The following is a 21,829-nucleotide window of genomic DNA, read 5'->3' as shown; positions in this document are numbered from 1 at the left end:
ACTAGACCTCCGCGAGCGGTACGCCGGGATCTGCGAGCCGAGCCGCGTCGACCACCCGGCGGGACGTGATCAGCGCACGCACATCATCGCCCACGTCCCACACGTTCACGTTCATCCCCGCGAGGACACGCCCGTCCGCGCGCCAGAAGGCTACGAACTCCAGCGACTCCAGGTCGCCGCGGATCACCACGTCGTCGTACCCGGTGGACAGGCCGAGATACTCCATGCCCAGCTGGTACTGGTCGGTGAAGAAGTACGGAAGTCGGTCGTAGACCTCGGATCCGCCGAGCATGTTCGCAGCGGCGACGCGCGGCTGGTTCAAGGCGTTGGCCCAGTGTTCCACCCGCACGCGACGGCCCACCGTCGGGTTCTCGGCGGCGGCGATGTCGCCCACGGCGTAGACGTGCGCGTCGGAGGTGCGCATGCCCGCGTCGACGGCCACCCCACCCTCCGCCATCGCCAGGCCCGCCGCCTCGGCGAGCTCGATGTTCGGCATCGCGCCGATCCCCACGAGAACCGCGTCCGTCTCGACGGTCGTGCCGTCTTCGAGGACAAGTCCCCGACCGCCGGGCTCGACGGCCCGCACGCCGACACCGGTCCGCAGATCCACGCCGTGCGAACGGTGCAGGTCGGCGAAGACCTTCCCCAATTCGGGTCCGAGCGCCCCGAGCAGCGGTTGCTCGGCGGGCTCGACGACCGTGACCTCCAGCCCTGCCCCGCGCGCGGCCGCCGCGGCTTCCAGCCCGATCCATCCTCCACCGACCACGCCGAGCCGGCCGCCCTTGTCGAAGACCGCGCGCAGCGCGTCGCTGTCGTCGAGCGTGCGCAGGTAGTAGACACCGTCGGCGCCCGGGAGCGGGCGCGCACGGGAGCCCGTGGCCAGGAGCAGTTCGTCGTAGGGCACGGACTCACCGGTGTCCAGCCCGACGGTGCGCGCGGCGCGGTCGAGCGAGGCGGCCCGGACGCCGACACGCACGGTGACGTCGTGGCCCGCGTACCAGGCATCGTCGAAGGTGAAGACGCTGTCTCGATCGGCCTTCCCCTGCAGGTAGTCCTTGGACAGTGGAGGTCGCTCGTACGGGGGGTGCGGTTCCGCGCCGATCAGCGTGATCGAGCCGTCGTGGCCCAGATCCCGCAGCGCCTCGGCCGCTTTCGCGGCCGCCAGTCCCGCTCCGACGATGACGATCGCACCCATGTCTTCGACCGTAACCCCGTCCACCGGCGAGGGGAACCCCTGCAGCTCGTCAATCAACAGTTGACAAAACTGGGACGTCAATTCATTCTTGACGCATGCCCGAGAACAACCCCGTCAGCCTCGACCAACTCATCCGCACCGTGCACGCGCTGCACCCCGAGGGCAGCGCGCTCGAGCACCTCGGCGACGCCGTCGCCATCGCCTCCCACCTCGGCGAGACGGCCGACCACCTCGTCGGCCACTTCGTCGACCAGGCGCGGCGCAGCGGCGCCACCTGGACGTCGATCGGCGAGTCCATGGGGATGACGAAGCAGGCCGCGCAGCAGCGCTCCGCTCCCCCCAGCATCGACCCGGCCGCCCTGATCGAGGCGTCGGGTTCGCCGTACTCGCGCTTCACACCCCGAGCCCGCAGCGTGGTGGTCGCGGCGCAGGATGAGGCGCGCGCCGCGGGGAGCCCGGTGATCGACACGGACCACGTCCTGCTGGGGCTCTTCCGCGAGCCCGAGGGCATCGCGGCGCGGCTGCTCGTCGGACGCGGCGTGACCGAGGCCGCCGTGCGGACGCGGATTCCCGTCGCGGACGACACCGACGTGCCGGAGCTCGTCCCGTTCTCCACTGCGGGCAAGAAGACCATCGAGATGATCCTCCGGGAAGCTCTGCGCCTGGGCCACAACTACGTCGGCACGGAGCACGTCCTGCTCGGCGTCCTCGCCGAGGGAACCGGTCCGGGTGCCACGATCCTCGCCGAGCTCGGCGTGGACCACGCGCAGATCGACGTCGCCGTGCGCGAGATCCTTTCGACGTACACAGCGGAATGACGCGGGTCCCGCCGCTACTGTGAGTGCATGGCCGCCCTCGCCCGTGTCGTTCCCGCCGTGATCACCGCCGTCGTCGCCACCACGATCGCCGCGCCCGCCACGGCCGCGGCCTGCACCCCCGCACGCCAACTGGCCGCCGCCGACGCGTACATCGCGGCGCTCGGCGATCGCACGAAGGCGGGCGCGGTGCCCTTCGCCCCCAACGCCGTCCGGTTCGAGAACGGCCTGCAGACCGGCTTCTCCGGCGAGCAGCTGCGTGGTGATCTGGACCGCCACCTGCAGTACTCGATCATGGATGCGCCGAAGGTCACCGCGCGTACCGTCGCGCCAGGCGGCGACGCGGACCTGCTCCACTACCGGTTCATCGTGCCCGTGCGCATCGCCGGGCAGCGCATCGTCGACGCGCCCACCGACGAGGACTTCCGCATCCCCCGCAGCACGTGCCTGATCACCCGCATCGACGCGCGGATCACGATCACGGCGCCCCGCTGACCGTTCAGCCGAGCCGCTCACTCAGGGTCGCGAGGCCTGCGCCGGCCAGTTCGGGCAGGGCGACGGTGCGGCCGCTCACCGCCAGGAGCAGGGCCAACAACGGTCCGGCGACCTCCGGGCCATCGCCGATGGTGACGTCCGCGTCGGTGGCACGCAACCGCAGGCCGACGACGTGCTCCTTGGCGCCGCCCATGCCCTTTCCGGTCCGCGCCTGCAGCCGCAGCGCGCGTTCGACGGCCTCGACGGGGTAATCCCCCACCGCACCGAGCGGGCGACGGATGTCCTCGCCGTGCACCACGACCTCGACGAGTCGCGTGTCCAGCGGCGCCGGCGGACCCGACGTGCGATCGACGAGTGCGCGGAAACGGTCGAGCATTCGCGGTGCGGGCCCGATCTCGCGGTCGATGCCGTTCTGATTGTCACGGTCGAAGTCGAAGCGCGCGAGGATCATTCCCCTGACGAAGCCGAGACGTGTGGTGTCCGCCGTGGAGATCTGATGCGCCACGACGTCCCGCACGCGCCACCCCGGGCACAGCGACGGGGTGTCCCAGCGCGCGTCGTCGACGCCCTCCAGGAAGGCGATCAGAGCGCGGCGCTCCGCGTGGACCAGCTGCCAGACATCGGACATGAAACTCCTTCGTCCCGCTCACCGTAGCGCGCCGCGTCACCGGTGAGGCCGGATTCGACGGGCGCGGCCCGCGAGGTACTCGCGCTCGGCCGGGTCGGTCGTCAGGGACACCGCCTTGGCGTACGCGGATTCCGCCGCGTGGTCGCCGACCCGGTCCAGCAGGTGTGCGCGCAGCGCCCAGACCGATTGCAGGCGCTCGGCACCGTCGACGGCGTCGAGTGCTGCGAGACCGGCACGCGCACCGTCGGTCTCGGCGACGACGGCGGCGCGCGCGACGCTCGCCCCGCGGGTCGGTGCGATGACGGCGAGGGCGTCGTAGAGACGCAGCAGGACGGGCCAGTCCGGTGGTTCGCCGGGCGAGCGGGCGCAGTGCACCGCCCCGATCGACGCCTCCAGTTGGAACCGTCCAACGGTGCCGAGCGCGTGCGCGGCGCGCAGCCGGCGGTGTCCGGCGGCGATGAGGTCGCGATCCCAGCGGCCCGGATCCTGCTGGGCCAGAGGGACGTACCGTCCGTCCTCGTCGACGCGGGCGGGCAGCCGCGCGCTCGAGAGGTACATGAGCGCGGCCAGTCCGTGCGCCTCCGCGACCGACGGCGCCGCCTCGACGACGGTGCCCACGAGCCCGAGGAGCAGGGCGTGCCGCTCACGGGGCGGGGTGGGCCACTCGATGGCGTACGAGGCGTAGATCGCTTCGAGAACGGGGTCGAGCCGGGCCGCGAGCGACGCGTCGTCGGGAACCGCGAACGGGATCCGGTCCTGCGCGATGCGCTTCTTCGCCCGGGTGAGCCGGGCGGCCATGGTCGCCGTGGGCACCAGGAAGGCCGCACCGATCTGCGCGGCGGTGAACCCGAGGACCGTGTTGAGCATCAGGGGCACGCCCGCCGCGCCGAGGTCGGGGTGCGCGCAGACCAGCAGGAGCTCGAGGCGACGGTCCGCCGCGGCGCCGAGCTCCGGAAGGTCGTGCGCGGCATCGTCGAACGGGACGGACGTGCGCTCGGCCGCCGAGCGCCACCGATCCCGCTGACGGTTTCGCGCCACCGTCAGCAGCCAGGCATCCGGGTCGTCGGGGACGCCGTCGACGGGCCACCGGGTCAGGGCCCGCTCGAAGGCGTCGGCGAGCGCGTCCTCGGCGGCGGCCAGGTCGTGCGTACGGGCTGCGAGCAGCGCCAGCAACCTGCCGTACGAGGTGCGGGCGGCGGTCTCCGCCCGCACCCCGGCGTCGACGTTCATCAGTCCGTGCAGGCGTTGGCGTTCCAAATGCCCTCGTCGCAGGCCGCGGCCACCCTCCGGACCTCGATGACGGCGTACTGGGTGGCCGGATGCTTCTCCGCCCAGGCGATCGCGGCGTCCTGATCCGGCACGTCCAGGAGGAAGACGCCGGCGAGCGCCTCACGCGTGTCGGCGAACGGGCCGTCCTGGACCCGGAGGTCACCGTCGCGACGCGTGACGGTGACCGTCTGCGCCTGCGGTTCCAGGATCTCCGCGCCGATCAGCACGCCCGCGGCCTGCAGCGCGGCGGTGTAGTCCGCCATCGCCCGCTGCATCTGCAGCATGGCCTCCATCGGAACGTCGCCCTCGGCGGGCTCGGCGTTGTTGAGCAGCAGTGCGTAATGCATGATTCCTCCTGATGTCCACTGTGCCCCAGGGGCGGGGCACAGTGATGACGATCGAGGCGGACCGAAATCGACAGTTGCTCCGAGAAGTCTCCTACCGGGCCGCGAGCAGCGCCACGACGCCCTCGGCGACGGGATGTGCGCTGGCGGGATTCTGGCCGGTCACGACGGTGCCGTCGGTAACAGCGAAGGGGGCCCAGGCCTCGTCGGCCTGCACATACGTCGCTCCGAGCGCGGCGATGCGCTCCTCGAGGTTGAACGGAACGATGGCGTCGAGTCCTGCGAGGACCTCCTCGTTCCACGAGAACCCCGCGATGCGGCGGCCCGCGATGAGCGGCGCACCGTCGGCCCTGGTCGCGCCGAGCAGGCCCGCGGTGCCGTGGCAGACGGCGGAGACGATCTTCCCGGCCCCGTCGAACTCGCGCAGCAGCACGGCGAGACGCTCGTCGGTCGGGAAGTCGAACATCACGCCGTGCCCACCGGTCAGGTAGATCGCGTCGAAGTCCGCGACGTCGACGTCCTTGAGGGACACCGTGTTCCGCACGCGATCCATGAAGGCGGGATCGTCGTAGCGGGCGCGGGTGCCGCCCTGGGCGAGCACCTCGTGGCTGAGCGACTCGGGATCGATCGGGACGAAGCCGCCGTCGATGCTCGCGATGACAGTGGCGTGGCCCGCCGCCTCGACGACGTCCACGAAATGCGTCAGCTCGCCCAGCCACAGGCCGGTGCGACGACCGCTGACCTCGTAGGACGGAACGCTGGTGGTAACGACCAGGATGGTGCTCATCGTGACTCTCCGATCAGAATTGATTTGCTCAACAACTGAACCGTATCACAACTGATATGTCTATCAACTGATATGTGAGACCTGTTAGGCTGGAGACATGGCAGTACATGAGGAGACCTGCGACTTCGGTTGGTCCGTGGGGGTCCTGAACAAGGCCTACGCCGAGGCGGTCGCGCCGATCCTCGACCGGATCCCCCGCGGGATCCGCGGCTATCAGACGCTGTACGCGGCCGCCACCTACGACCTGCCGACGCAGCTCGCCCTCGCCGAGTACCTGCTCATCGACAAGTCGGTGATGCCCTACGTGGTCGACGACCTCGTCGACGGTGGGCTGGTTCGCCGCGAACCGTCGCCGACGGATCGCCGGGCGCGGAGGGTCGTGCCCACCGACGCGGGCCTGACAACGCTGCGTGAGGTGCGCGATGCGGTCGCGGTCGCGGAAGCGGAGCTGCTGGAGCCGCTCTCCCCCGACGACGCCGCGGTCCTGCGGCGCGCCGTCGCGATCGTCGCCCGGACCTCGCGCGACGGCTGCGCGGGTTAGCCCTCCACCCGGCTCAGCCCTGCGGTAGAGCGAGGTGCAGCAGCGGGTACGGCAGCCCGTCGCCGTCGGTCTCGCTGCGGCCCGTCACCACGAAACCGCTGTGTGCGTAGAAGCCGACGGCCTGCCCGTTCTGCTCGTTGACGTCGACGGTGCGGACGCCCTGCTCGCGGACCACGTGGTCGAGGAGCGCGCGACCGATGCCCCGCCCTCGGGCGTCGGCGTGCACGAACAGCATCGCGAGGTCCTCCCCCGCCGTCCCCGCGAATCCGACGGGCGCACCGTCGACCTCCGCGACGGTGAGCCGGACCTGTGGGAAGTAGTCACTCGCGAGCCTGCCCTCGATGGCGTCGCGGTCGGCGTCGGCGAGGAAGTCGTGCGTCGCATCGACCGAGCTGCGCCAGACCGTGACCAGGTCCGCGAACTCCTCCGGGCCCCGGCAGTCGCGCAGCACCGGGCCGGTCATGCACGCAGGGCGGCGAGCGCCCGGTCCGCGTGGGCCTGCATGTTGACCTCGGAGGCGATCACATCGGCGACGGTGCCGTCGGCGCGGATCGCGAACGTGGTGCGTTTGGTGGGCATGCCGGCCAGCTTGAGCAGGCCGTCACGCTTGACGCCGTACGCCGTGGCCACGGCCCCGTCGACGTCCGAGAGCAGGGGGTAGTCGAGACCGTGCTTGGCCGTCCAGTCCTGCTGCTTGGCGACCGCGTCGCGGCTGATGCCCACGCGCTGGACGCCCGCGTCCGAGAACTCGGCGGCGAGGTCGCGGAAGTGGCAGGCCTCCTTGGTACAGCCCGGCGTGAACGCGGCCGGGTAGAAGAACAGGGCGACGGGGCCGTTCGCGAGCAGGTCACTGAGCTTCCGCGGGGCGCCGTCCTGGTCGGGGAGTTCGAAGTCGGGCGCGATGTCACCGGGTTTCATGCGGTCCAGGTTAGCCTGGCCGCATGAGCTTCACCGGATTCCCCGAGGCCGCACTGGACTTCTACGACGACCTCGAGGCCGACAACTCGAAGGTCTTCTGGGAGGCGCACAAGGAGGTCTACAAGACCTCCGTCGCCGCCCCGATGGCCGCACTCACCGACGAGCTGGCCGACGAGTTCGGCACCGCGAAGATCTTCCGCCCGTACCGGGACGTGCGCTTCTCCAAGGACAAGACGCCCTACAAGACCCACCAGGGAGCGTTCGTCGGCGTGGGTCCGGCGACGGGCTACTACCTGCAGATCGGGGCGCCCGGCGTCCGGGTCGGCGCCGGGTTCTACGAAGCGAGCTCCACCCGCCTCGCGGCGTTCCGGAAGGCCATCGACAACGACCTGTACGGACCGGCGCTGGAGCAGGTGATCGCGAAGCTGCGGCGTCGGGGCTGGGAGATCGGCGGCGAAACGCTCAAGACCTCGCCGCGTGGCTGGGACCCCGACCACCCGCGCATCGACCTGCTGCGGCACAAGTCGCTCACGGTGATGCGGGACTACGGCTTCGAGGAGATCATCCACACGCCGAAGCTCGTCCCGCAGATCCGCAAGCACTGGCGCGAGACGTCCGCGCTGCTGGACTGGCTGGTCGAGCACGGCGACGCCTGAGCGCCGCAGCTGCGTCAGTCGTCGAGAGCGCTCACGGCGATGCCGTACGGGAGGAAACGCACCTTCCGGGTGGCGTCGACGTTGTGCTGGTTGGCACGGAGCGCGTCGATCTCCGTGGCGAAGACCTGCTCGACGTGGGCGCTGCCGTCGTCGGTGGTGGCGATGACCGCCCACACCCCGTCGCCGCTCTCGCCGGCCGTCTCGGGCTCGCGCTTCGGGCGGCGGCCGGCATCGTCGAAGACCCGGGAGAACGCATCGCGCCCGGCGGCGCCACCGACGAGCTTGCCGAGCATGTCCCTCGCCTCGCGCGCGAGATCGTCGAACTCACCCGGACCGAATCCGAACGGATTCTCGTTACCTGCCATCGTCGACTCCTCGGGCCGTCGGTACCCACCTGTCTCCAGTGTCCACGCGGTCGACGGTGCTGTCATCCCCCGTTGCGATACCGATCGGGACGGGATCCACCGGGGACCCGCACCGTGGGGTCGAACTGGCTGAGGAACCAGTCGAACTCCAGCGAGTCACCGCGACTGACGAGAAGCGACATCCCGACGGCCATGACGATCCCGAGGAGTGCGAGCGCGATCGCGCCCAGGATCAGCGACCACCACATCAGGCGGTGCACCTGCGGGTCGTCGGTGAACACCAGGACGATGGGCGCGACGGTGAGTGCGTAGACGATGTAGGCATTGGTCAGCACCTTGTCGGCGTGAACCGCGAACCACAGCGCCCGGCACCGGCCACCCCGTGTCTGCTCGAACATGTCGACTCCCTTCCTCCGATGTCTTTCGACCGTAGGAGGGCAGGGGTACACGTGGCGATTACCTGCGAGGTAACACGATCAGTCCAGACAGAACTCGTTGCCCTCGACATCGGCCATGGTGAGGCACGACTCGTTCGCGCCGTCGGCCTCCTGCAGGTACAGCCGCGTGCCGCCCAACTTCTCGAGCCGTGCGCACTCCGCCTCCAGCGCCGCGAGCCGTTCCGCGCCGACCATGCCGAGTCCGACGCGGACGTCGAGGTGCACCCGGTTCTTGACGGTCTTCCCCTCGGGCACCCGCTGGAAGAACAAGCGCGGCCCGACGCCGTTCGGGTCGACACAGGCGAACGCCGAGCCGTGGGCCTCGGGCGGGAGGGACTGCTCGAAGGCGTCCCAGTCCGCGAAGCCCGGTGGGGGCGGCGGCACGACGTATCCCAATACCTCGCACCAGAAGAGGGCGACGCGCTGGGGGTCGGCGCAATCGAAGGTGACCTGGATCTGCCGGACAGTCATGGGGTCACCGTAGCCAGCGCTGCGGTCAGTTCGCGACCTGATTCACCAGCCGCGCCGCACGTCCACGACGGCGCGGCCCGTGTACTCGCCCGCGCGGAGGGCGTCGACGACGGCGCCGACACCGTCGATCCCGATCTCGTTGGCGACCCGCTCGAGGTGCCGCGGGCGCAGGTCCGACTCGATGCGGGACCACAGGGCCCGGCGCGGCGCGATCGGCATGAGCACCGAGTCGATGCCGGCGAGGGTGACGCCGCGCAGGATGAACGGCAGGACCGTCGTCTTCAGCCCGGCCCCGCCGGTCAGGCCGCTCGCGGCGACGACGCCGCCGTAGTTCAGGGTGCTGATGACGTCGGCGAGCGCGGCACCGCCCACGCAGTCGACGGCTGCGGCCCAACGGCTCCTGCCCAAGGGGCGAGGCTTGGCGTCGGGGTCGAGCGGGAGCCGCCCGATGACCTCGGCCGCGCCGAGCTCGCGCAGGTGGTCGGCGGCGGCGGGCTTGCCCGACGAGGCGACGACCTCGTAACCGAGACCCGCGAGCAGGTCGATGCTCGTGGACCCGACTCCGCCGGTCGCGCCGGTGACGACGACGGGGCCGTCGCCGGGGGCGATCCCGGCGTCGACGATCGCGGCGACGCTCATGGCAGCGGTGAATCCGGCGGTGCCGATGGCGGCGGCCTCGCGGGTGGTGAGCGCGTTCAGGCGGACCGCCCACTCGGCGGGCACGACGGCCTGTTCGGCGTACCCGCCGTCGCGGGCGGTGCCGATCTCGTAGCCGTGCGCGATGATCCGGTCCTCCACGGCGAAGTCGTCGGACGAGGTCTCGACGACGGTGCCGGCGATGTCGATGCCGGGGACGATCGGGTATTGACGCACCACGCCGCCGCCGGGCGTGAACGCCAACGCGTCCTTGAAGTTCACGCCGGAGTACTCGACGGCGATGCGCAGCTGCCCGGGCTCCAGCGCCGCGGGGTCGCGGGTCTCCGCGCGGGAGGTCACCGCATCGTCGGCGGTCTCGGCGATCAGCGCCCGGTACTGGGTCATCGTGCGTCTCCTAGGATCTCGGCGGTCTCTCGCGATCCTAGAGGGAGGCGATCACCGCGGCGATGCGGCGCTCGCGGGTGTCAGCGCGCTTGGCGTCCGCGACACCGCGCGCGGCCTCCTTGCGGTGCGTGTAGCTGAGCGCGTCGAAGGCGGCCCGCAGGCCGTGCTCTGCTAGCGCCGCGGCCAGATCGTCGGGCAGGTCGACGGTGCGCTCGGCACCGTCGAGCTCGATGAGGGCGTCGACGACGTCCCCGATCTCGACCCCCAACTCCGCGCGCGCGGCCTTCGACAAGCCGATGAGGTTGCGGCCGCCCATGCCCGCGAGCCGCAACCGCGCGGATCGTTCGCCGATGGTGACCCGCACCGCGGCGCGCTTCCCTCCGCCGAGTTCCTCGACCTGCGCGTCGGTCAGTTCGATCGCGGTGGCGGGACCGGTCGGCTCGAGGGTGCTGCGAACACGGAGGGACATGGCTCCATCGTCCCCGATCCGCGGCGCGCGTGGAAGACTGCGGGAATGACCGAACGCAGCGGATCGACGGTGTCCACCGGCGACGTGCTCGCGTTCGAAGCGGCGACGCGGGACCTCGTGGGGCTCGCACTGCGCAGTGTGGAGCGGATCGACGTCTCCCTGCCGCAGTTCCGGCTCCTCCAGGTCCTCGACGAGCTCGGGCCGTCGAGCCCCTCCCGCTGCGCGGGAATGCTCGGGGTCGTGGCGTCGACGGTGACCCGCCTCGCCGATCGGCTGCACCGCTCGGGACACCTGATCAGGCGCGACGATCCGACCAACCGGAGCATGGTGGAGCTCGAGCTCACCGACGCCGGTCGCGAGGTGGTCCGGCGGGTGACCGAGCACCGTCGTCGGGAGCTCCGGGAGGCCCTGGGCCACCTGGACCCGGCCCTGCGCATGGCGGCGACGGAGGCATTGGAGGCTCTTCACCGGACTCTCGGCTCCGCCGCGTCCGCGGACGCGCGACGCCACCTGCCGATGTAGCCGGCAGTGTTGTTTGGAACCGTTCCACTCGAATCCACACGTATCGGACTTGCTTTATGCAAGACTTGCGTGAAGCAACACCGTGGAATGGAGACGTCATGAGCACACCGGTCGAGACCCCCGCCATCAGCGAGATTCGTGGCCCGCGCAAACTGGGCCCGCTCACGCCGCTCGTGGGTGATTGGGAGGGCGATGTCGGGATCGACCTCTCGTACCACAACACCGACGACATCACCGGCCACACCTCGTACTTCGAGAAGGCCACCTTCACGCCGATCCCGATCCAGGAGAACGGGCAGCAGACGCTGTGGGGCCTGAACTACTCCATGACCGCGTGGCGGCACGGCGAGGAGGCGATGGACCCGTTCCACGACGAGATCGGATTCCTGCTGTGGGACAAGGCGAACGGGCAGATCATCCGCAACGTGGTCTTCGGCCGCGGCATCGCCATCCTGGCCGGCAGCAGCGCCGGCGAGAACGACACCGAGCTGCACTTCGACGCGAAGCCGGGCGACCCGTCGTACGGCATCCTGCAGAACAAGTACCTCATGCAGCGCGCCGAGATCCGCGACTTCACCAGCACGTTCACGGTCATCGACGACGAGACGATCAGCTACACCTCGGATCTGCTCCTCCGCCTGGCCGCCACCGGTGCCGAGATGCACCACACGGATCAGAACACGCTGCGCCGCGTGAAGCGGTTCCATCCCGGCACGGGCGCGTAGCGACCACCGCGACGGCGGCTCACGCGGGCGCGCCGCCGATCCCGACCTCGTTCCCGTCGGGATCGAGGAAGATCACCTTGCGGACGCCGTTCTCGTAGACCTCCTGCGAATCCGGCCGCAGGCCACGGTCCGCCGCGGCGGCGAGGAAGCCCTCGAGGTCGTCGAGGAACAGGGTGACCGCGCAATGCCCCGCGTGCTGTGGGAGCAGCTCGGCGTAGAGGTGGACGTGCTCCCCCAACGTCCACACGTGCTCAGTGTCGTTGGGCGCGAACGACTCCACTGCCCCGAAGAGCTTCTCGCCCCAGGCGATGGCCCGCGGTAGATCGGTCACGGCGAGGCGCGCGAACAAATCCATCGTCGCGCCGCCGGTCAGTGGTGCGCCGGGCCGGACGAGGGCGCACCGTCGGCCTTCGAGGGCAGGAGCAGGGATGCGGCGACGACCACGACTCCCATGAGCGCGGCGGCGGCGAACGCCCACTGCAGCCCGCCGACGAAGGACTGCGGCTGCGATGCACCGGCCTCGGCGAGGTGCGCCGAGCGGTTCGACATGACGACGATGAGCGCCGCGGTTCCGATCGCGCCGGCGACCTGCTGCAACGTGCCGAGCAGCGACGAGCCGTGCGAGTAGAGGTGCTCGGGCAGATCGCCGAGACCGACGGTGAAGATCGGCGTGAAGACGGCGGCGAGGCACACCATGAGCGCGACATGGATCGCGACGATGAGCGGGTACGGGGTGCTCGCACCGATTCGACTCAGCGCCGCGAGGGCGATGACGATGCCGATCGAGCCCGGAACGACCAGCGGCCGCGCGCCCACGCGGTCGTAGAGCCTGCCGACCTGCGGACCGAGCAGGCCCATCGCCAGACCGCCGGGCATCACGAGCAGGCCGGTCTGCAGCTCGGACAGGCCGCGGAGATCCTGCAGGTACAGCGGGAGCAGGATCATCGAGCCGAGGAAGGCCATGAACGCGGCGGTCATGAGGAGCAGTGACACGGCGAACGTGCGATGGCGGAGGGTGCGCAGGTCCAGCAGCGGCATCTCGCGTTGCTGGAGGCGTACCTGGTAGGCGGCGAACGCGGCGATGAGCAGAACGCCCGCGATCACGGTGAGGACGGGGCCGGTCCAGTCGCCGGTGCCGATCTCACTGAGCCCGTAGACCAGGCTGCCGAAACCGCCGGCTGCGAGCAGCACGCTGAGCCAGCTGACCGGCGTGCTCTCGGTCTCGCCGACGTTCTCGAGCTGCCGCATCCCCGCCACGCCCACGAGTACCGCGATCGGGAGGACGAAGACGAAGATCAGGCGCCACGAGCCGAGGTGCAGGATCACACCGGACACCGCCGGGCCGAGCGCGGGGGCGCACGACATGGCGAGGGTGACCTGCCCCATCACGCGACCGCGGTCGCTCTCCGGCACGACGGTCATGAGGGTGGTCATGAGCAGCGGCATCATCACCGCAGTGCCGCCCGCCTGGACGACCCGACCGGCCAGCAGGATCTCGAACGACGGTGCCGCTGCCGCGATCGCGGTGCCGACGCTGAAGGTGATCATGGCGACGGCGTACGCCGTGCGGGTGCTCACCCGCTGCAGGAACCATCCGGTCACCGGGATCACCGCGGCCATCGTGAGCATGAAGACCGTGGACAGCCATTGCGCGGCGCGGGCGTCGACGTGGAAGTCGGTCATGAGTCGCGGGATGGCGTTGATCATGATCGTCTCGTTGAGGATCACGACGAAGGTCGCCGCGACCAGCAGTTTGATCACCAGCGGCGTGCGGCCGGCCTTCTCCGTCCGCTCGTTCGCGGGCGTCGTCAGGTCGGTCGGTAGGTGGTCCATCTGTTCAGTGTGCGTGGCCATGGTGGCTTCCTCATAGTCGTTTTCCGACGACAGCCGTTCGTCGCCGTCATGTATACGACGAACCGCTGACAGGTTTTTCGACACCGTCGGGCGGGTTCGTTCGTGAATCCGGCGTTCCGCGGGCGCAGGAAGCCGGATATGGCCTCGTGTGCCCGGATTCCGCTGATTTCACGACCACCGGGGCGCTGGCCGCGGTCAGCGGGCGGGTCTACCGTCGAGATATGAGCCGCCAAGCGGGAACCGCCAGCACCATGCCACTGCAAGGCGTCATGAACGCGGTGATGCGCACGCTGCTGCGCGCTCCCGGAGTGTCGAAGTTCCTCGGCGAGCGACTGCTCACGCTGTACGTCGTAGGTCGCACATCGGGAAAGGTCTTCGAGGTGCCCGTCGCCTACACGAAACACGACGGGGACCTGCTGGTCGGCTCACCGTTCGCGTGGGGCAAGAACCTGCGCACCGGCGAGCCGATCGATGTCCAACTCGCTGGGCGTCGTCGGACCGCGGACGTCCGGGTGGTGTCCGACGAGGCCGGGGTCATCACGCTCTACGGCGTGATCGCGGCGGACAACAAGAACTTCGCCTCGTTCAACCACATCGGCTTCACCGCCGACGGCTCCCCCGCTCCCGACGACCTCCAGCGGGCCTTCGACGGGGGCGCACGCGTGTTCGTCCTCACCCCGCGCTGAGGAGCCACGCAGGTCGCCGCGCACGATCAGCGTTGACCGACGTGTTTACAGACCTGTAAGTTAACATCATGACCTACTCCGCCGGCGGCGAACGCATCCTCGACGCCGCGGCGGCCCTCTTCTACGCGGAGGGCGTCGGTGCCATCGGTGTCGACCGCGTCGTCGACGAGTCGGGCGTCTCCAAACCGACGCTGTACGCGCAGTTCGGGTCCAAGGCCGGCCTGGTCGCGGCTGTCCTGGAACGACGCCGCGAGGGACGGGTCCGGGCGACGACGGAGTACGTCGACGCGCTGCCCGCGACCACCGGGAGTCGCGTGCTCGCCCTGTTCGACCACCTCGCGATCGGCCACGCGAAACCAGGCTTCCGCGGGTGCCCGTTCACGAACGCCGCCGCGGAGCTCCCCGACCCCGCGCACCCCGCCCGCGCGGTGATCGCGGCGTACAAGACCTGGATGCGCGGGATGCTCGCCGACCTCGCCGCGTCCGACGGCCTCCCCGACCCGCAGTGGTGGGGCTCGGCGCTGATGCTTCTCATCGACGGCGCGAACGCCCGCATCATCACCACCGGAGACACCACGGCCATCACCGACGCTCGACGCACCGCCGCGGCGATGATCGCGGCTCTGACTACCAACAGCTGCACGACACAGGAGGATTCATGAAGGACACGCTGATCCCCGGCATCACGCACACGATGCACTACGCCGTGCCCGAGAACCGGACGGTGCCGAACCTGCTGCCCGAATCCCCCGACTTCGCCTCCATGCCGGAGGTTCTCGCGACGGGCTACCTGGTCGGCATCATCGAGTGGGCGTGCATCGAGACCCTGCACGGACACCTCGACGACGGCGAGCTCACCCTCGGCACGCACGTGGACGTCTCACACGACTCCCCCACCGTTCCGGGTTCGACGGTGGCCGTCGCCGCAACGGTGGTCTCCGTCGAGGGACGATCGGTCACCTTCGAGATCGAGGCGCGCGACGAGCACGCCGTGATAAGCACGGGCCGGCACCGTCGGGGCGTGATCGTGCGGGACCGCTTCGAGGCGCGACTGGCACAGCGGGACGGGGCCGCGCGATGACCCGGCGGATCTTCGACGCGCACCTGCACATCATCGATCCCGCGCATCCGCTGGTGGAGAACAACGGATACCTCCCCGAAGCGTTCACCGCCGCCGACTACCGGAGCCGCATCGAGGGCCTCGGAATCGCCGGTGGCGCAGTGGTGTCCGGATCTTTCCAGGCCTTCGACCAGGGGTATCTGATCGATGCACTCCGTGCCCTCGGGCCCACCTATGCGGGCGTCACGCAGATTCCCGTCGACACGCCGGACACCCGGATCCGCGAGCTGCACGACGCCGGTGTGCGAGCGGTGCGGTTCAACGTCGCGCGCGGCGGTTCCGCCGATCTCGACGACCTGGACCGCCTCGCGCGACGGGTACACGACGTCGCCGGATGGCACAGCGAGCTGTACATCGACGCCCGCACGATCGACGGTGCGCTGTCCGCGCGGCTCGCGGCACTGCCCGCCGTGAGCATCGACCACCTCGGCATGCACTCCGACGGCCTGCCGAATCTCCTGCGGCTCGTGGAGCGCGGAGTCAAGGTGAAGGCCACGGGATTCGGGCGAGTGGAGCTGGATCCGTCGGCGGTGATCCGCGCGATCGTGGATGTCGATCCGACCGCACTCATGGTGGGCACCGACCTCCCATCTACCCGCGCCCGCCGGCCGTTCCACGACGACGACCTGCGGCTCATCGAGGACGCCCTCGACCCGGCCGAGGTCGACGCCGTGCTCTGGAACAACGCGGCGGCGTTCTACGCGTAGGCCGCGCGCTCACGACGTGCGCGAAGCTTCCTGTGCCCGGTGTCCAGACCTCCCACGCGCCGTCCGGAAATCCACGGAGGTATCCGATCTCGACGTGCACCTCCTCGATCTTCGGATCGATCACGAACGCACCCGTATCCAGCTCGACGCGGATCCCGACGCCGGCGCGCTCGACGATCGACCGGACGATGCCGGGCGTCAGTCGGCGCAGGGCATCCGCGTACCCGAGGTCGGGCTCGCGCCAGACCCGCCCGCCGTACTCGATGGACGGCCAGACCTCCACGTTGAACAGCACGGGCGACCCAGTGGGTTCCCCGTCGAACTGCAGCTGGATGTAGTCGTTGACGAAGGTCACCGCGTACATCCGGACGCCGACGAGGCGGCTCAGCAGCGTCTCGGAATCGGGGATCGCCATGACGGAACCTTATGCTGCCGGCGGGCGCAACCCGCGCTCAGTCGAGCACCGAGCGGACGATCTGCGCGATGCGCTGCTCCGTGTCCGCGTCCACGGTCTCGAAGAACCAGGCTGCGGGCATCAGCGCACCGTCGATGCCGCCGGCCGGCCGGAAGCCTGCCTTCTCCGTGATGGCGAGGTTCATCCGGTCGTCGTTGCGCAGCGTGACGAGCGCGGGCGTGCTCGCCGATGCCGCGTAAGCGGGCATGCCGTACCAGATCCGCGGCTTCAATTCGGGGGCCGCAGCCACGATGATCTCGTGGACGCGCTGCATGATCGAGCGCCGCGGCTCGTCCATCTTCGCGATCTTCTCGACGACCTGCGCGAGGTTCTTCTCGTCCTTCGATGCCATGTCATGTCCTCTCGTCGGCCGATGCCGAGCATCGGCGCGGTGAAGTCGGCGCGCGTGGGCGCCGCACCCCATCTGGACATGTCCTGAGTGGATCAGGCCTCTCCGCGATGATTCACGTGACGATCACGTGGAAGCGCAGTCGGTGGCCGTGCCACCTGCCTCCACCATAGACGATTGCCGGCCCGGCCGGCTCCGTCGGTCGGGCGACGGGCTGAGGTCGGAATACGCGCCGGGCCTGCGCGGTTCTGCGTGGGGAAGGTGAGAATCGGAGGCGAATAGTGCGACGAGTTCCTGACTTCACCACACATTCCGACCACGCCGCCCAGGCGCATTCCCTGCTCGCCGAGATGATCGAATCGCGCGATCTCGCGAGTGCGGTTCGTGATGCCCGCGCTGCGTCGAAGTCCTCGGACGTGGTCGCCCCGATCGCCTTGCACGACAGGGTCACTACTGCACTCGAGACGTCGGGATCGGCGGTCCCGGAATGGTTCGCCGTGGTGCGCGGTGATCTGCTCATCGAGGCCGGACTGGCGACGCGCGTACACGTCGAGACGCCGTGCTTCTGGTCCGGCGAGACCAGCCTCGCGCAGTTCCCGGGTGTGATCACCACGAACGCCGGGTGGATCGACGGCGACGAGGTCGTCGAGGTCCACGTCGACCCCGCCAGCATCAGCCTCGATGAATTCGACCGCCTAGCCCGCGAGGAGATCTTCGCGCGCACCGACAAGGGACCCTTCCGGTTGGACAGACAGCCGCAGTTCTATCTCGAGAAGAGTCCGTGGCGGGCCGTCCCGATGACCGGGGCGCAACGTACCGCGGTCAACCTCGCCGTGGCCTACGGCCGAGACCCGGCGCCCTACCTGAGCCCCCGACAGCTCCGAACATCGGCGCTACCGACCGACGCCGAGGACCTCGAGTAGGGCGTCAGGATCGAGCTGGAATCCCGCATAGACGATCGCCCCCTCCGGGTCGATGATCGTGAACCACGGGGTGCCACCAGTTCGGTAGTCCTCCATGAAGGTGGGCAGGTCGCGCCCCTCCGGCGGCACATCCTGGCCGAACGGCACTGCCAGGCCGTACTTCTCCTGATCGATCCGCAGCTTGTCGGACGTGTTCTCCTCAGCGCCCTCGAAGACCGTCTGAATGACCGCGATGCCGATGTCCGAGTCCGCGAGTCGGTCGTACAGGTAGCGCAGCGTAGGAAACCCGTGCGAATGGCACCCCGGGCACCAGTGCTGGAAGCAGAAGATGATCCTGAATCCGCTGCCGAGGTCGCCCAGCCGCACCGGCCGGTCGAGCGGCTGGCCGTCCGGCCCGATCCACTCGTCCACGCGGAGTTCTGGTGCCTGCCGAGGCTCGCGATCGGTGTCCACGTGTGCCTCCTTCCAGTGATTCAGTCGCCCACGGTGCGAACCTTACGGCGGAAACGACCGCTTTCGGGCACATATGACCTGGCCGACGACGGTGAGCGAGGTTACGACGGATCGAGAGATCGACGGCGGAAGAATCAGGTTGCGAGCGCGAATACTCTTGACTGCATGGCCGATATGTACGTGTTCCGCCCTGGCGGCGGCTCCGAGGAGTGGGAGCGCCGCCGGCAGGAGCGTGCCGAACGCCGAGCAGCGGTGCGAGCCCGCTACGCGCAGATGCTCGAACGTCGGGCGGGGCTGGACGAGCTGACCGCCGACCTGGTGATGGCCCTCCTGTTCGATCACGCGGACGACGACGGGAACCCGTGCATTCGGAACAGCCATCCACAACTACCCGATGACCATGACCATGATGCGGGTTTCGACTGCCCGTGTACGTGGGACGCGGACCGCCGCGAGACCGAGAGAGCCTCCCGCCGAGCCGCATGGGACAGGTGGGCGAATTCCCCTGAATCAGAAGCCATCCGACGTCACGAGGAGGCCGAAATGGCCGCGGTCGCCGAGTGGCTATCCACGGAACCCGACGTGGAGGCGTCCCGTACCGTCATGGCCTGCCCGGAGGTCTGGGAGGGACGAATCGACGGACACTCATTCTACTTCCGTGAGCGACACGGCGATTGGCGCATCGAACTGGATCTCGCGCCGAACGGTACCTTCGCCGAACGGGTGGTGGGGACCGAGGACGGCGAGTTCATCACCGAGCCGGTGGAGCTCGAATCGGGCGAGGTCATCGCCGAGGGGGTCGATTCCCAGCTGGGTGACTCCGCGGTCGAACACCTCGCGCTGATCGTCCGGACCGTGCGCGACCACCTCCGCAGCGGCGGGTGCCAGCACCCGGGAGCGGCCAGGTTCTGCCCCTCGTGCGGGGCACGAACCGAAGTGCACTGACCGAACGCTCGATCACTACCTGAGATGATTCCGATCATGGCAACGACACTCGCGCAGTGGGAGGCATCGGTCGCCGAGCTATGGACGCGTATCGATTCGCTCGACCGTGACGACGGTGTGGCCGCGATGCGCGACCTGTCCGAGGCGTGCCCGGCGACGGACGGCCGGGCTGCGTTCGAACTCGCCGGCATGTACGACTCGATGGGTTTCGAGGCCGAAGCCGGCGCAGAATACGAACGGGCGCTAACGCTCGGTCTCGACGAGTCGAGGCACGCGCAGCTCGCCGTTCAGTACGGATCGACCTTGCGCAACCTCGGCCGCATCGACGAGGCGATAGCCGTCCTTCGAGCCGCCCCGACTCACGAGTCGACGGGCTCCGCGCCACGCGTGCTGCTGGCTCTCGCTCTGCACAGCGCGGGGCGCACGGACGAGGCCCTGCGAGTGGCCATCGAAGCGCAGGTCGACGCACTGCCCCGTTATCAGCGGTCAATTCGCGCCTACGCCGCCGCGCTCACGGAATCAGCTGCCGCACCCGATCCAGTTAGACGTTGATCGAGGCCACGTCGAGCAGCGCACCACAATTCCGGGCTCGTATCGGTCAGGAATCGAGAAGTGCCGCCACCACCGGTGTGCGTAGGCTCGGATCAACGCAGATCGACAGGCAGAGGAGCGAGCCCGTGACCATCGTCAGCTACACCGAGATCGACCAGGCCGGACTGGAGTCCTCACCGGTGGCGCGGGCGTTGGCCGGGTTGCGTGCGCACGAGGCACGCTACTTCGCCACCAAGTACAAGTCCGACTACAACACCACCGCACCGTCGGATCGGGCCGACGTGGTGGCGTGGGTCGAGGAGATTCTGCGCACCGAACGCGACATCGAGTTCGCCTCCCCCATCGTCGAGGTCTTCGTCTACGAGGACGACGAACTCTACTGGCCCACCCTCTACTTCCAGGACGGTCTCGCCGTCAACGTGCTGTGGACGAAGGCCGACGGCGGCAAGCGGGCCGTCGGCTTCAAACTCAGCGTGGGAATGAACCCACCGGAGGAGCTCGCCGCGTTCAAGTGGGTCCGCCAGCGTTCCAAGCTCGCCGGGGAGATCCGAGGCAGCTACTTCGTCATCAAGGGCGAGCATCCACTGCCGTGATCGACGTCAGGGAGCGACCTTCTTGACGACGCTCGACGTGAGCTGCATCCGACCGAAACCCGGGACGTTCGCGTCGATGTCGTGGTCACCGACACCGTCGGCGATGAGCCTGATGCCCCGTACCTTGGTCCCCACCTTGATGACACCACCGCCGCCGCCCTTGACCTTCACGGTCTTGGTAACGGACACGATGTCGCCGTCCGCGAGCAGGTTCCCGACGGAGTCCTTGATGCCGTCCGTCGCGCCCGGGGAGTCCGACGGTGCGCCGGCGGCCCCGGTCCACTCGTGGCCGCACATCGGACAGACCAGGAGTGCGCCCTGCTCGTACGTGTAGGCCTCACCGCACTCCGGGCACGCCGGCAGTGCGTCAGACATTGAAGCGGAACTCGACCACGTCACCGTCGTTCATGACGTAGTCCTTGCCCTCCATGCGGACCTTGCCCGCTGCCTTCGCCGCAGCCATCGTGCCGTTGGCGTCGAGGTCGGCGAAGGAGACGATCTCGGCCTTGATGAAGCCCTTCTCGAAATCGGTGTGGATCACGCCGGCGGCCTTGGGCGCGGTGTCGCCCTTGCGGATCGTCCAGGCGCGCGACTCCTTGGGGCCCGCGGTGAGGTAGGTCTGCAGGCCCAGGGTGTGGAAGCCGGCGCGGGCGAGCGAGTCGAGACCCGGCTCGTCCTGGCCGATGGACTCGAGCATCTCCGCCTGGTCCTCGGGGTCGAGCTCCAGCAGCTCGGACTCGATCTTCGCGTCCAGGAAGACGGAATCCGCCGGGGCCACAGCGGCAGCGAGCTCGGCCCGCTTGTCCGCGTCGGTGAGCACGCCCTCGTCGGCGTTGAAGACGTAGAGGAAGGGCTTGGCGGTCATGAGGTGCAGCTCGCGGATCGGCGCGGTGTCGAAGCCGGCCGCGAACAGCGTCTTACCGTCGGTGAGGACCGCCTCGGCGGCCTTGACCGCTTCCACGGTCTCGGCGAGGTCCTTGTTCTTGCGCGCGTCCTTCTCCAGGCGCGGCAGGGCCTTCTCGATGGTCTGCAGATCCGCGAGGATCAGCTCGGTGGCGACGGTGTCGATGTCGGCGAGCGGGTCGACCTTGCCGGCCACGTGCACGACGTCCTCGTCGGAGAAGACGCGCACCACCTGGCAGATCGCGTCGGCCTCGCGGATGTTGGAGAGGAACTGGTTGCCCATGCCCTCGCCCTCGGACGCGCCCTTGACGATGCCGGCGATGTCGACGAAGGACACCGTCGCCGGGAGGATCCGCTCGGACCCGAAGATCTCCGCGAGACGGTTCAACCGCGGGTCGGGCAGGTTGACCACGCCGACATTCGGCTCGATGGTGGCGAACGGGTAGTTCGCCGCCTCCACCTCACTGTTGGTGAGGGCGTTGAACAGGGTGGACTTGCCGACGTTGGGCAGTCCGACGATTCCGAGGGTAAGGCTCACGGGGCCTCATTCTACGTGCCCGGATCCGGCGCGAATCCCCCGCGCCCGAGCCCCGCGGGTGACACGATGACCCT

33 protein-coding genes are annotated in these 21,829 nt (G+C 69.3%); 14 read left to right on the top strand and 19 right to left on the bottom strand.

Annotation, left to right across the window (positions count from 1 at the left end):
• Window position 1: 1 nt before the first annotated feature.
• A complete protein-coding gene (locus AXK60_RS24015; protein WP_068575032.1) occupies window positions 2-1,195 on the bottom strand; it encodes an NAD(P)/FAD-dependent oxidoreductase in 1,194 nt (397 codons plus the stop codon).
• Window positions 1,196-1,290: 95 nt separating this feature from the next.
• Here AXK60_RS24015 and AXK60_RS24010 point away from each other — a divergent pair, with 95 nt between their 5' ends.
• Together AXK60_RS24010 and AXK60_RS24005 are read left to right on the top strand one after the other, a co-directional pair.
• Window positions 1,291-2,013 carry a Clp protease N-terminal domain-containing protein gene (locus AXK60_RS24010; RefSeq protein ID WP_068575031.1) on the top strand — a complete coding sequence of 241 codons (723 nt, stop codon included), beginning with the start codon at window positions 1,291-1,293 and terminating at the stop codon, window positions 2,011-2,013.
• Between the two features lie 27 nt (window positions 2,014-2,040).
• Complete coding sequence (locus AXK60_RS24005) at window positions 2,041-2,505, top strand: DUF8021 domain-containing protein (RefSeq protein ID WP_082778225.1); 465 nt, start codon at window positions 2,041-2,043, stop codon at window positions 2,503-2,505.
• Between the two features lie 4 nt (window positions 2,506-2,509).
• On the opposite strand, the gene AXK60_RS24000 is transcribed toward AXK60_RS24005, so the two are convergent.
• The 4 genes from AXK60_RS24000 to AXK60_RS23985 form a co-directional block, all read right to left on the bottom strand.
• A complete protein-coding gene (locus tag AXK60_RS24000; RefSeq protein WP_068575030.1) occupies window positions 2,510-3,133 on the bottom strand; it encodes a maleylpyruvate isomerase family mycothiol-dependent enzyme in 624 nt (207 codons plus the stop codon).
• 36 nt (window positions 3,134-3,169) lie between these two features.
• Window positions 3,170-4,390: an RNA polymerase sigma factor gene (locus AXK60_RS23995; protein WP_244881162.1), complete on the bottom strand. Its 1,221-nt coding sequence runs from the start codon at window positions 4,388-4,390 to the stop codon at window positions 3,170-3,172.
• A complete protein-coding gene (locus AXK60_RS23990) occupies window positions 4,363-4,749 on the bottom strand; it encodes a YciI family protein (RefSeq protein WP_068575028.1) in 387 nt (128 codons plus the stop codon). Before AXK60_RS23990 ends, AXK60_RS23995 begins: the two co-directional genes overlap by 28 nt.
• A 91-nt stretch (window positions 4,750-4,840) precedes the next feature.
• Window positions 4,841-5,533: a type 1 glutamine amidotransferase domain-containing protein gene (locus AXK60_RS23985; RefSeq protein WP_068575027.1), complete on the bottom strand. Its 693-nt coding sequence runs from the start codon at window positions 5,531-5,533 to the stop codon at window positions 4,841-4,843.
• 97 nt (window positions 5,534-5,630) lie between these two features.
• Between AXK60_RS23985 and AXK60_RS23980 the strand changes: the two genes are divergently transcribed.
• Entirely contained in the window at window positions 5,631-6,074 is a 444-nt protein-coding gene (locus tag AXK60_RS23980) for a MarR family winged helix-turn-helix transcriptional regulator (RefSeq protein ID WP_068575026.1), read from the top strand.
• A gap of 13 nt (window positions 6,075-6,087) precedes the next feature.
• Here AXK60_RS23980 and AXK60_RS23975 read toward each other — a convergent pair whose 3' ends face one another.
• Both AXK60_RS23975 and AXK60_RS23970 read right to left on the bottom strand, forming a co-directional pair.
• Window positions 6,088-6,537, bottom strand: a complete 450-nt coding sequence (locus AXK60_RS23975; protein ID WP_068575025.1) for an acetyltransferase — start codon at window positions 6,535-6,537, stop codon at window positions 6,088-6,090.
• Window positions 6,534-6,992 carry a peroxiredoxin gene (locus AXK60_RS23970; RefSeq protein WP_068575024.1) on the bottom strand — a complete coding sequence of 153 codons (459 nt, stop codon included), beginning with the start codon at window positions 6,990-6,992 and terminating at the stop codon, window positions 6,534-6,536. Before AXK60_RS23970 ends, AXK60_RS23975 begins: the two co-directional genes overlap by 4 nt.
• Before the next feature lie 23 nt (window positions 6,993-7,015).
• Here AXK60_RS23970 and AXK60_RS23965 point away from each other — a divergent pair, with 23 nt between their 5' ends.
• The gene (locus AXK60_RS23965) at window positions 7,016-7,648 is read left to right on the top strand and encodes a DUF2461 domain-containing protein (protein WP_068575023.1); all 633 of its coding nucleotides are present in this window, start codon (window positions 7,016-7,018) and stop codon (window positions 7,646-7,648) included.
• 14 nt (window positions 7,649-7,662) lie between these two features.
• Here AXK60_RS23965 and AXK60_RS23960 read toward each other — a convergent pair whose 3' ends face one another.
• From AXK60_RS23960 to AXK60_RS23940, 5 genes are all read right to left on the bottom strand, one after another.
• Window positions 7,663-8,013 carry a hypothetical protein gene (locus AXK60_RS23960; protein WP_068575022.1) on the bottom strand — a complete coding sequence of 117 codons (351 nt, stop codon included), beginning with the start codon at window positions 8,011-8,013 and terminating at the stop codon, window positions 7,663-7,665.
• Between the two features lie 62 nt (window positions 8,014-8,075).
• Window positions 8,076-8,411 carry a hypothetical protein gene (locus AXK60_RS23955; RefSeq protein ID WP_068575021.1) on the bottom strand — a complete coding sequence of 112 codons (336 nt, stop codon included), beginning with the start codon at window positions 8,409-8,411 and terminating at the stop codon, window positions 8,076-8,078.
• Between the two features lie 78 nt (window positions 8,412-8,489).
• Window positions 8,490-8,921 carry a VOC family protein gene (locus AXK60_RS23950; RefSeq protein WP_068575020.1) on the bottom strand — a complete coding sequence of 144 codons (432 nt, stop codon included), beginning with the start codon at window positions 8,919-8,921 and terminating at the stop codon, window positions 8,490-8,492.
• Between the two features lie 42 nt (window positions 8,922-8,963).
• A complete protein-coding gene (locus tag AXK60_RS23945) occupies window positions 8,964-9,962 on the bottom strand; it encodes an acrylyl-CoA reductase family protein (RefSeq protein WP_068575019.1) in 999 nt (332 codons plus the stop codon).
• Between the two features lie 37 nt (window positions 9,963-9,999).
• The gene (locus AXK60_RS23940) at window positions 10,000-10,431 is read right to left on the bottom strand and encodes a YdeI/OmpD-associated family protein (RefSeq protein WP_068575018.1); all 432 of its coding nucleotides are present in this window, start codon (window positions 10,429-10,431) and stop codon (window positions 10,000-10,002) included.
• Between the two features lie 45 nt (window positions 10,432-10,476).
• Here AXK60_RS23940 and AXK60_RS23935 point away from each other — a divergent pair, with 45 nt between their 5' ends.
• Together AXK60_RS23935 and AXK60_RS23930 are read left to right on the top strand one after the other, a co-directional pair.
• Complete coding sequence (locus tag AXK60_RS23935) at window positions 10,477-10,953, top strand: MarR family winged helix-turn-helix transcriptional regulator (protein WP_082778224.1); 477 nt, start codon at window positions 10,477-10,479, stop codon at window positions 10,951-10,953.
• A 98-nt stretch (window positions 10,954-11,051) separates the two neighbouring features.
• A complete protein-coding gene (locus tag AXK60_RS23930) occupies window positions 11,052-11,678 on the top strand; it encodes a heme-binding beta-barrel domain-containing protein (protein WP_068575017.1) in 627 nt (208 codons plus the stop codon).
• Window positions 11,679-11,697: 19 nt separating this feature from the next.
• On the opposite strand, the gene AXK60_RS23925 is transcribed toward AXK60_RS23930, so the two are convergent.
• Together AXK60_RS23925 and AXK60_RS23920 are read right to left on the bottom strand one after the other, a co-directional pair.
• A complete protein-coding gene (locus tag AXK60_RS23925; RefSeq protein ID WP_068575016.1) occupies window positions 11,698-12,033 on the bottom strand; it encodes a VOC family protein in 336 nt (111 codons plus the stop codon).
• 14 nt (window positions 12,034-12,047) lie between these two features.
• Window positions 12,048-13,532, bottom strand: a complete 1,485-nt coding sequence (locus AXK60_RS23920) for an MDR family MFS transporter (protein WP_068575015.1) — start codon at window positions 13,530-13,532, stop codon at window positions 12,048-12,050.
• Between the two features lie 221 nt (window positions 13,533-13,753).
• On the opposite strand from AXK60_RS23920, the gene AXK60_RS23915 reads away from it, so the two are divergent.
• From AXK60_RS23915 to AXK60_RS23900, 4 genes are all read left to right on the top strand, one after another.
• Window positions 13,754-14,218, top strand: coding sequence for a PNPOx family protein (locus AXK60_RS23915; RefSeq protein ID WP_231855637.1), 465 nt, complete (start codon window positions 13,754-13,756; stop codon window positions 14,216-14,218).
• 68 nt (window positions 14,219-14,286) lie between these two features.
• A complete protein-coding gene (locus AXK60_RS23910) occupies window positions 14,287-14,880 on the top strand; it encodes a TetR/AcrR family transcriptional regulator (RefSeq protein ID WP_068575013.1) in 594 nt (197 codons plus the stop codon).
• Window positions 14,877-15,299, top strand: coding sequence for a thioesterase family protein (locus AXK60_RS23905; protein ID WP_068575012.1), 423 nt, complete (start codon window positions 14,877-14,879; stop codon window positions 15,297-15,299). Before AXK60_RS23910 ends, AXK60_RS23905 begins: the two co-directional genes overlap by 4 nt.
• On the top strand, window positions 15,296-16,045 hold the full coding sequence (locus AXK60_RS23900; protein WP_068575011.1) for an amidohydrolase family protein: 750 nt from the start codon (window positions 15,296-15,298) through the stop codon (window positions 16,043-16,045). The genes AXK60_RS23905 and AXK60_RS23900 overlap by 4 nt, the downstream gene beginning before the upstream one ends.
• Here the strand turns inward: AXK60_RS23900 and AXK60_RS23895 are convergent.
• Window positions 15,972-16,460 carry a hypothetical protein gene (locus tag AXK60_RS23895; protein WP_068982573.1) on the bottom strand — a complete coding sequence of 163 codons (489 nt, stop codon included), beginning with the start codon at window positions 16,458-16,460 and terminating at the stop codon, window positions 15,972-15,974. The two genes, AXK60_RS23900 and AXK60_RS23895, sit on opposite strands and share 74 nt — an antisense overlap.
• A 37-nt stretch (window positions 16,461-16,497) precedes the next feature.
• Complete coding sequence (locus AXK60_RS23890) at window positions 16,498-16,851, bottom strand: DUF1801 domain-containing protein (protein ID WP_068575010.1); 354 nt, start codon at window positions 16,849-16,851, stop codon at window positions 16,498-16,500.
• A 278-nt stretch (window positions 16,852-17,129) separates the two neighbouring features.
• Between AXK60_RS23890 and AXK60_RS23885 the strand changes: the two genes are divergently transcribed.
• Entirely contained in the window at window positions 17,130-17,771 is a 642-nt protein-coding gene (locus AXK60_RS23885; RefSeq protein WP_139058116.1) for a peptide-methionine (S)-S-oxide reductase, read from the top strand.
• Here the strand turns inward: AXK60_RS23885 and AXK60_RS23880 are convergent.
• Window positions 17,742-18,224 (bottom strand): peroxiredoxin family protein, encoded by a 483-nt coding sequence (locus AXK60_RS23880; protein WP_068575008.1) that lies wholly within the window; start codon window positions 18,222-18,224, stop codon window positions 17,742-17,744. The two genes, AXK60_RS23885 and AXK60_RS23880, sit on opposite strands and share 30 nt — an antisense overlap.
• 33 nt (window positions 18,225-18,257) lie before the next feature.
• Here AXK60_RS23880 and AXK60_RS26675 point away from each other — a divergent pair, with 33 nt between their 5' ends.
• The 3 genes from AXK60_RS26675 to AXK60_RS23865 all read left to right on the top strand — a co-directional run bounded on the left by AXK60_RS26675 (window position 18,258) and on the right by AXK60_RS23865 (window position 20,314).
• Window positions 18,258-19,169, top strand: a complete 912-nt coding sequence (locus AXK60_RS26675) for a hypothetical protein (protein WP_139058115.1) — start codon at window positions 18,258-18,260, stop codon at window positions 19,167-19,169.
• A gap of 36 nt (window positions 19,170-19,205) precedes the next feature.
• Entirely contained in the window at window positions 19,206-19,721 is a 516-nt protein-coding gene (locus tag AXK60_RS23870) for a tetratricopeptide repeat protein (RefSeq protein ID WP_068575332.1), read from the top strand.
• A 125-nt stretch (window positions 19,722-19,846) separates the two neighbouring features.
• Window positions 19,847-20,314, top strand: coding sequence for a phage tail protein (locus AXK60_RS23865; protein ID WP_068575006.1), 468 nt, complete (start codon window positions 19,847-19,849; stop codon window positions 20,312-20,314).
• Between the two features lie 6 nt (window positions 20,315-20,320).
• Here the strand turns inward: AXK60_RS23865 and AXK60_RS23860 are convergent, their stop codons facing one another.
• Both AXK60_RS23860 and ychF read right to left on the bottom strand, forming a co-directional pair.
• A complete protein-coding gene (locus AXK60_RS23860; RefSeq protein WP_068575005.1) occupies window positions 20,321-20,689 on the bottom strand; it encodes a zinc ribbon domain-containing protein YjdM in 369 nt (122 codons plus the stop codon).
• The gene (gene ychF, locus AXK60_RS23855) at window positions 20,682-21,755 is read right to left on the bottom strand and encodes a redox-regulated ATPase YchF (protein WP_068575004.1); all 1,074 of its coding nucleotides are present in this window, start codon (window positions 21,753-21,755) and stop codon (window positions 20,682-20,684) included. Before ychF ends, AXK60_RS23860 begins: the two co-directional genes overlap by 8 nt.
• Window positions 21,756-21,829: the final 74 nt, after the last annotated feature.

Source organism: Tsukamurella pseudospumae (assembly GCF_001575195.1).
Taxonomy (GTDB): domain Bacteria; phylum Actinomycetota; class Actinomycetes; order Mycobacteriales; family Mycobacteriaceae; genus Tsukamurella; species Tsukamurella pseudospumae.
This window is presented reverse-complemented; position numbering and strand designations above follow the sequence as displayed.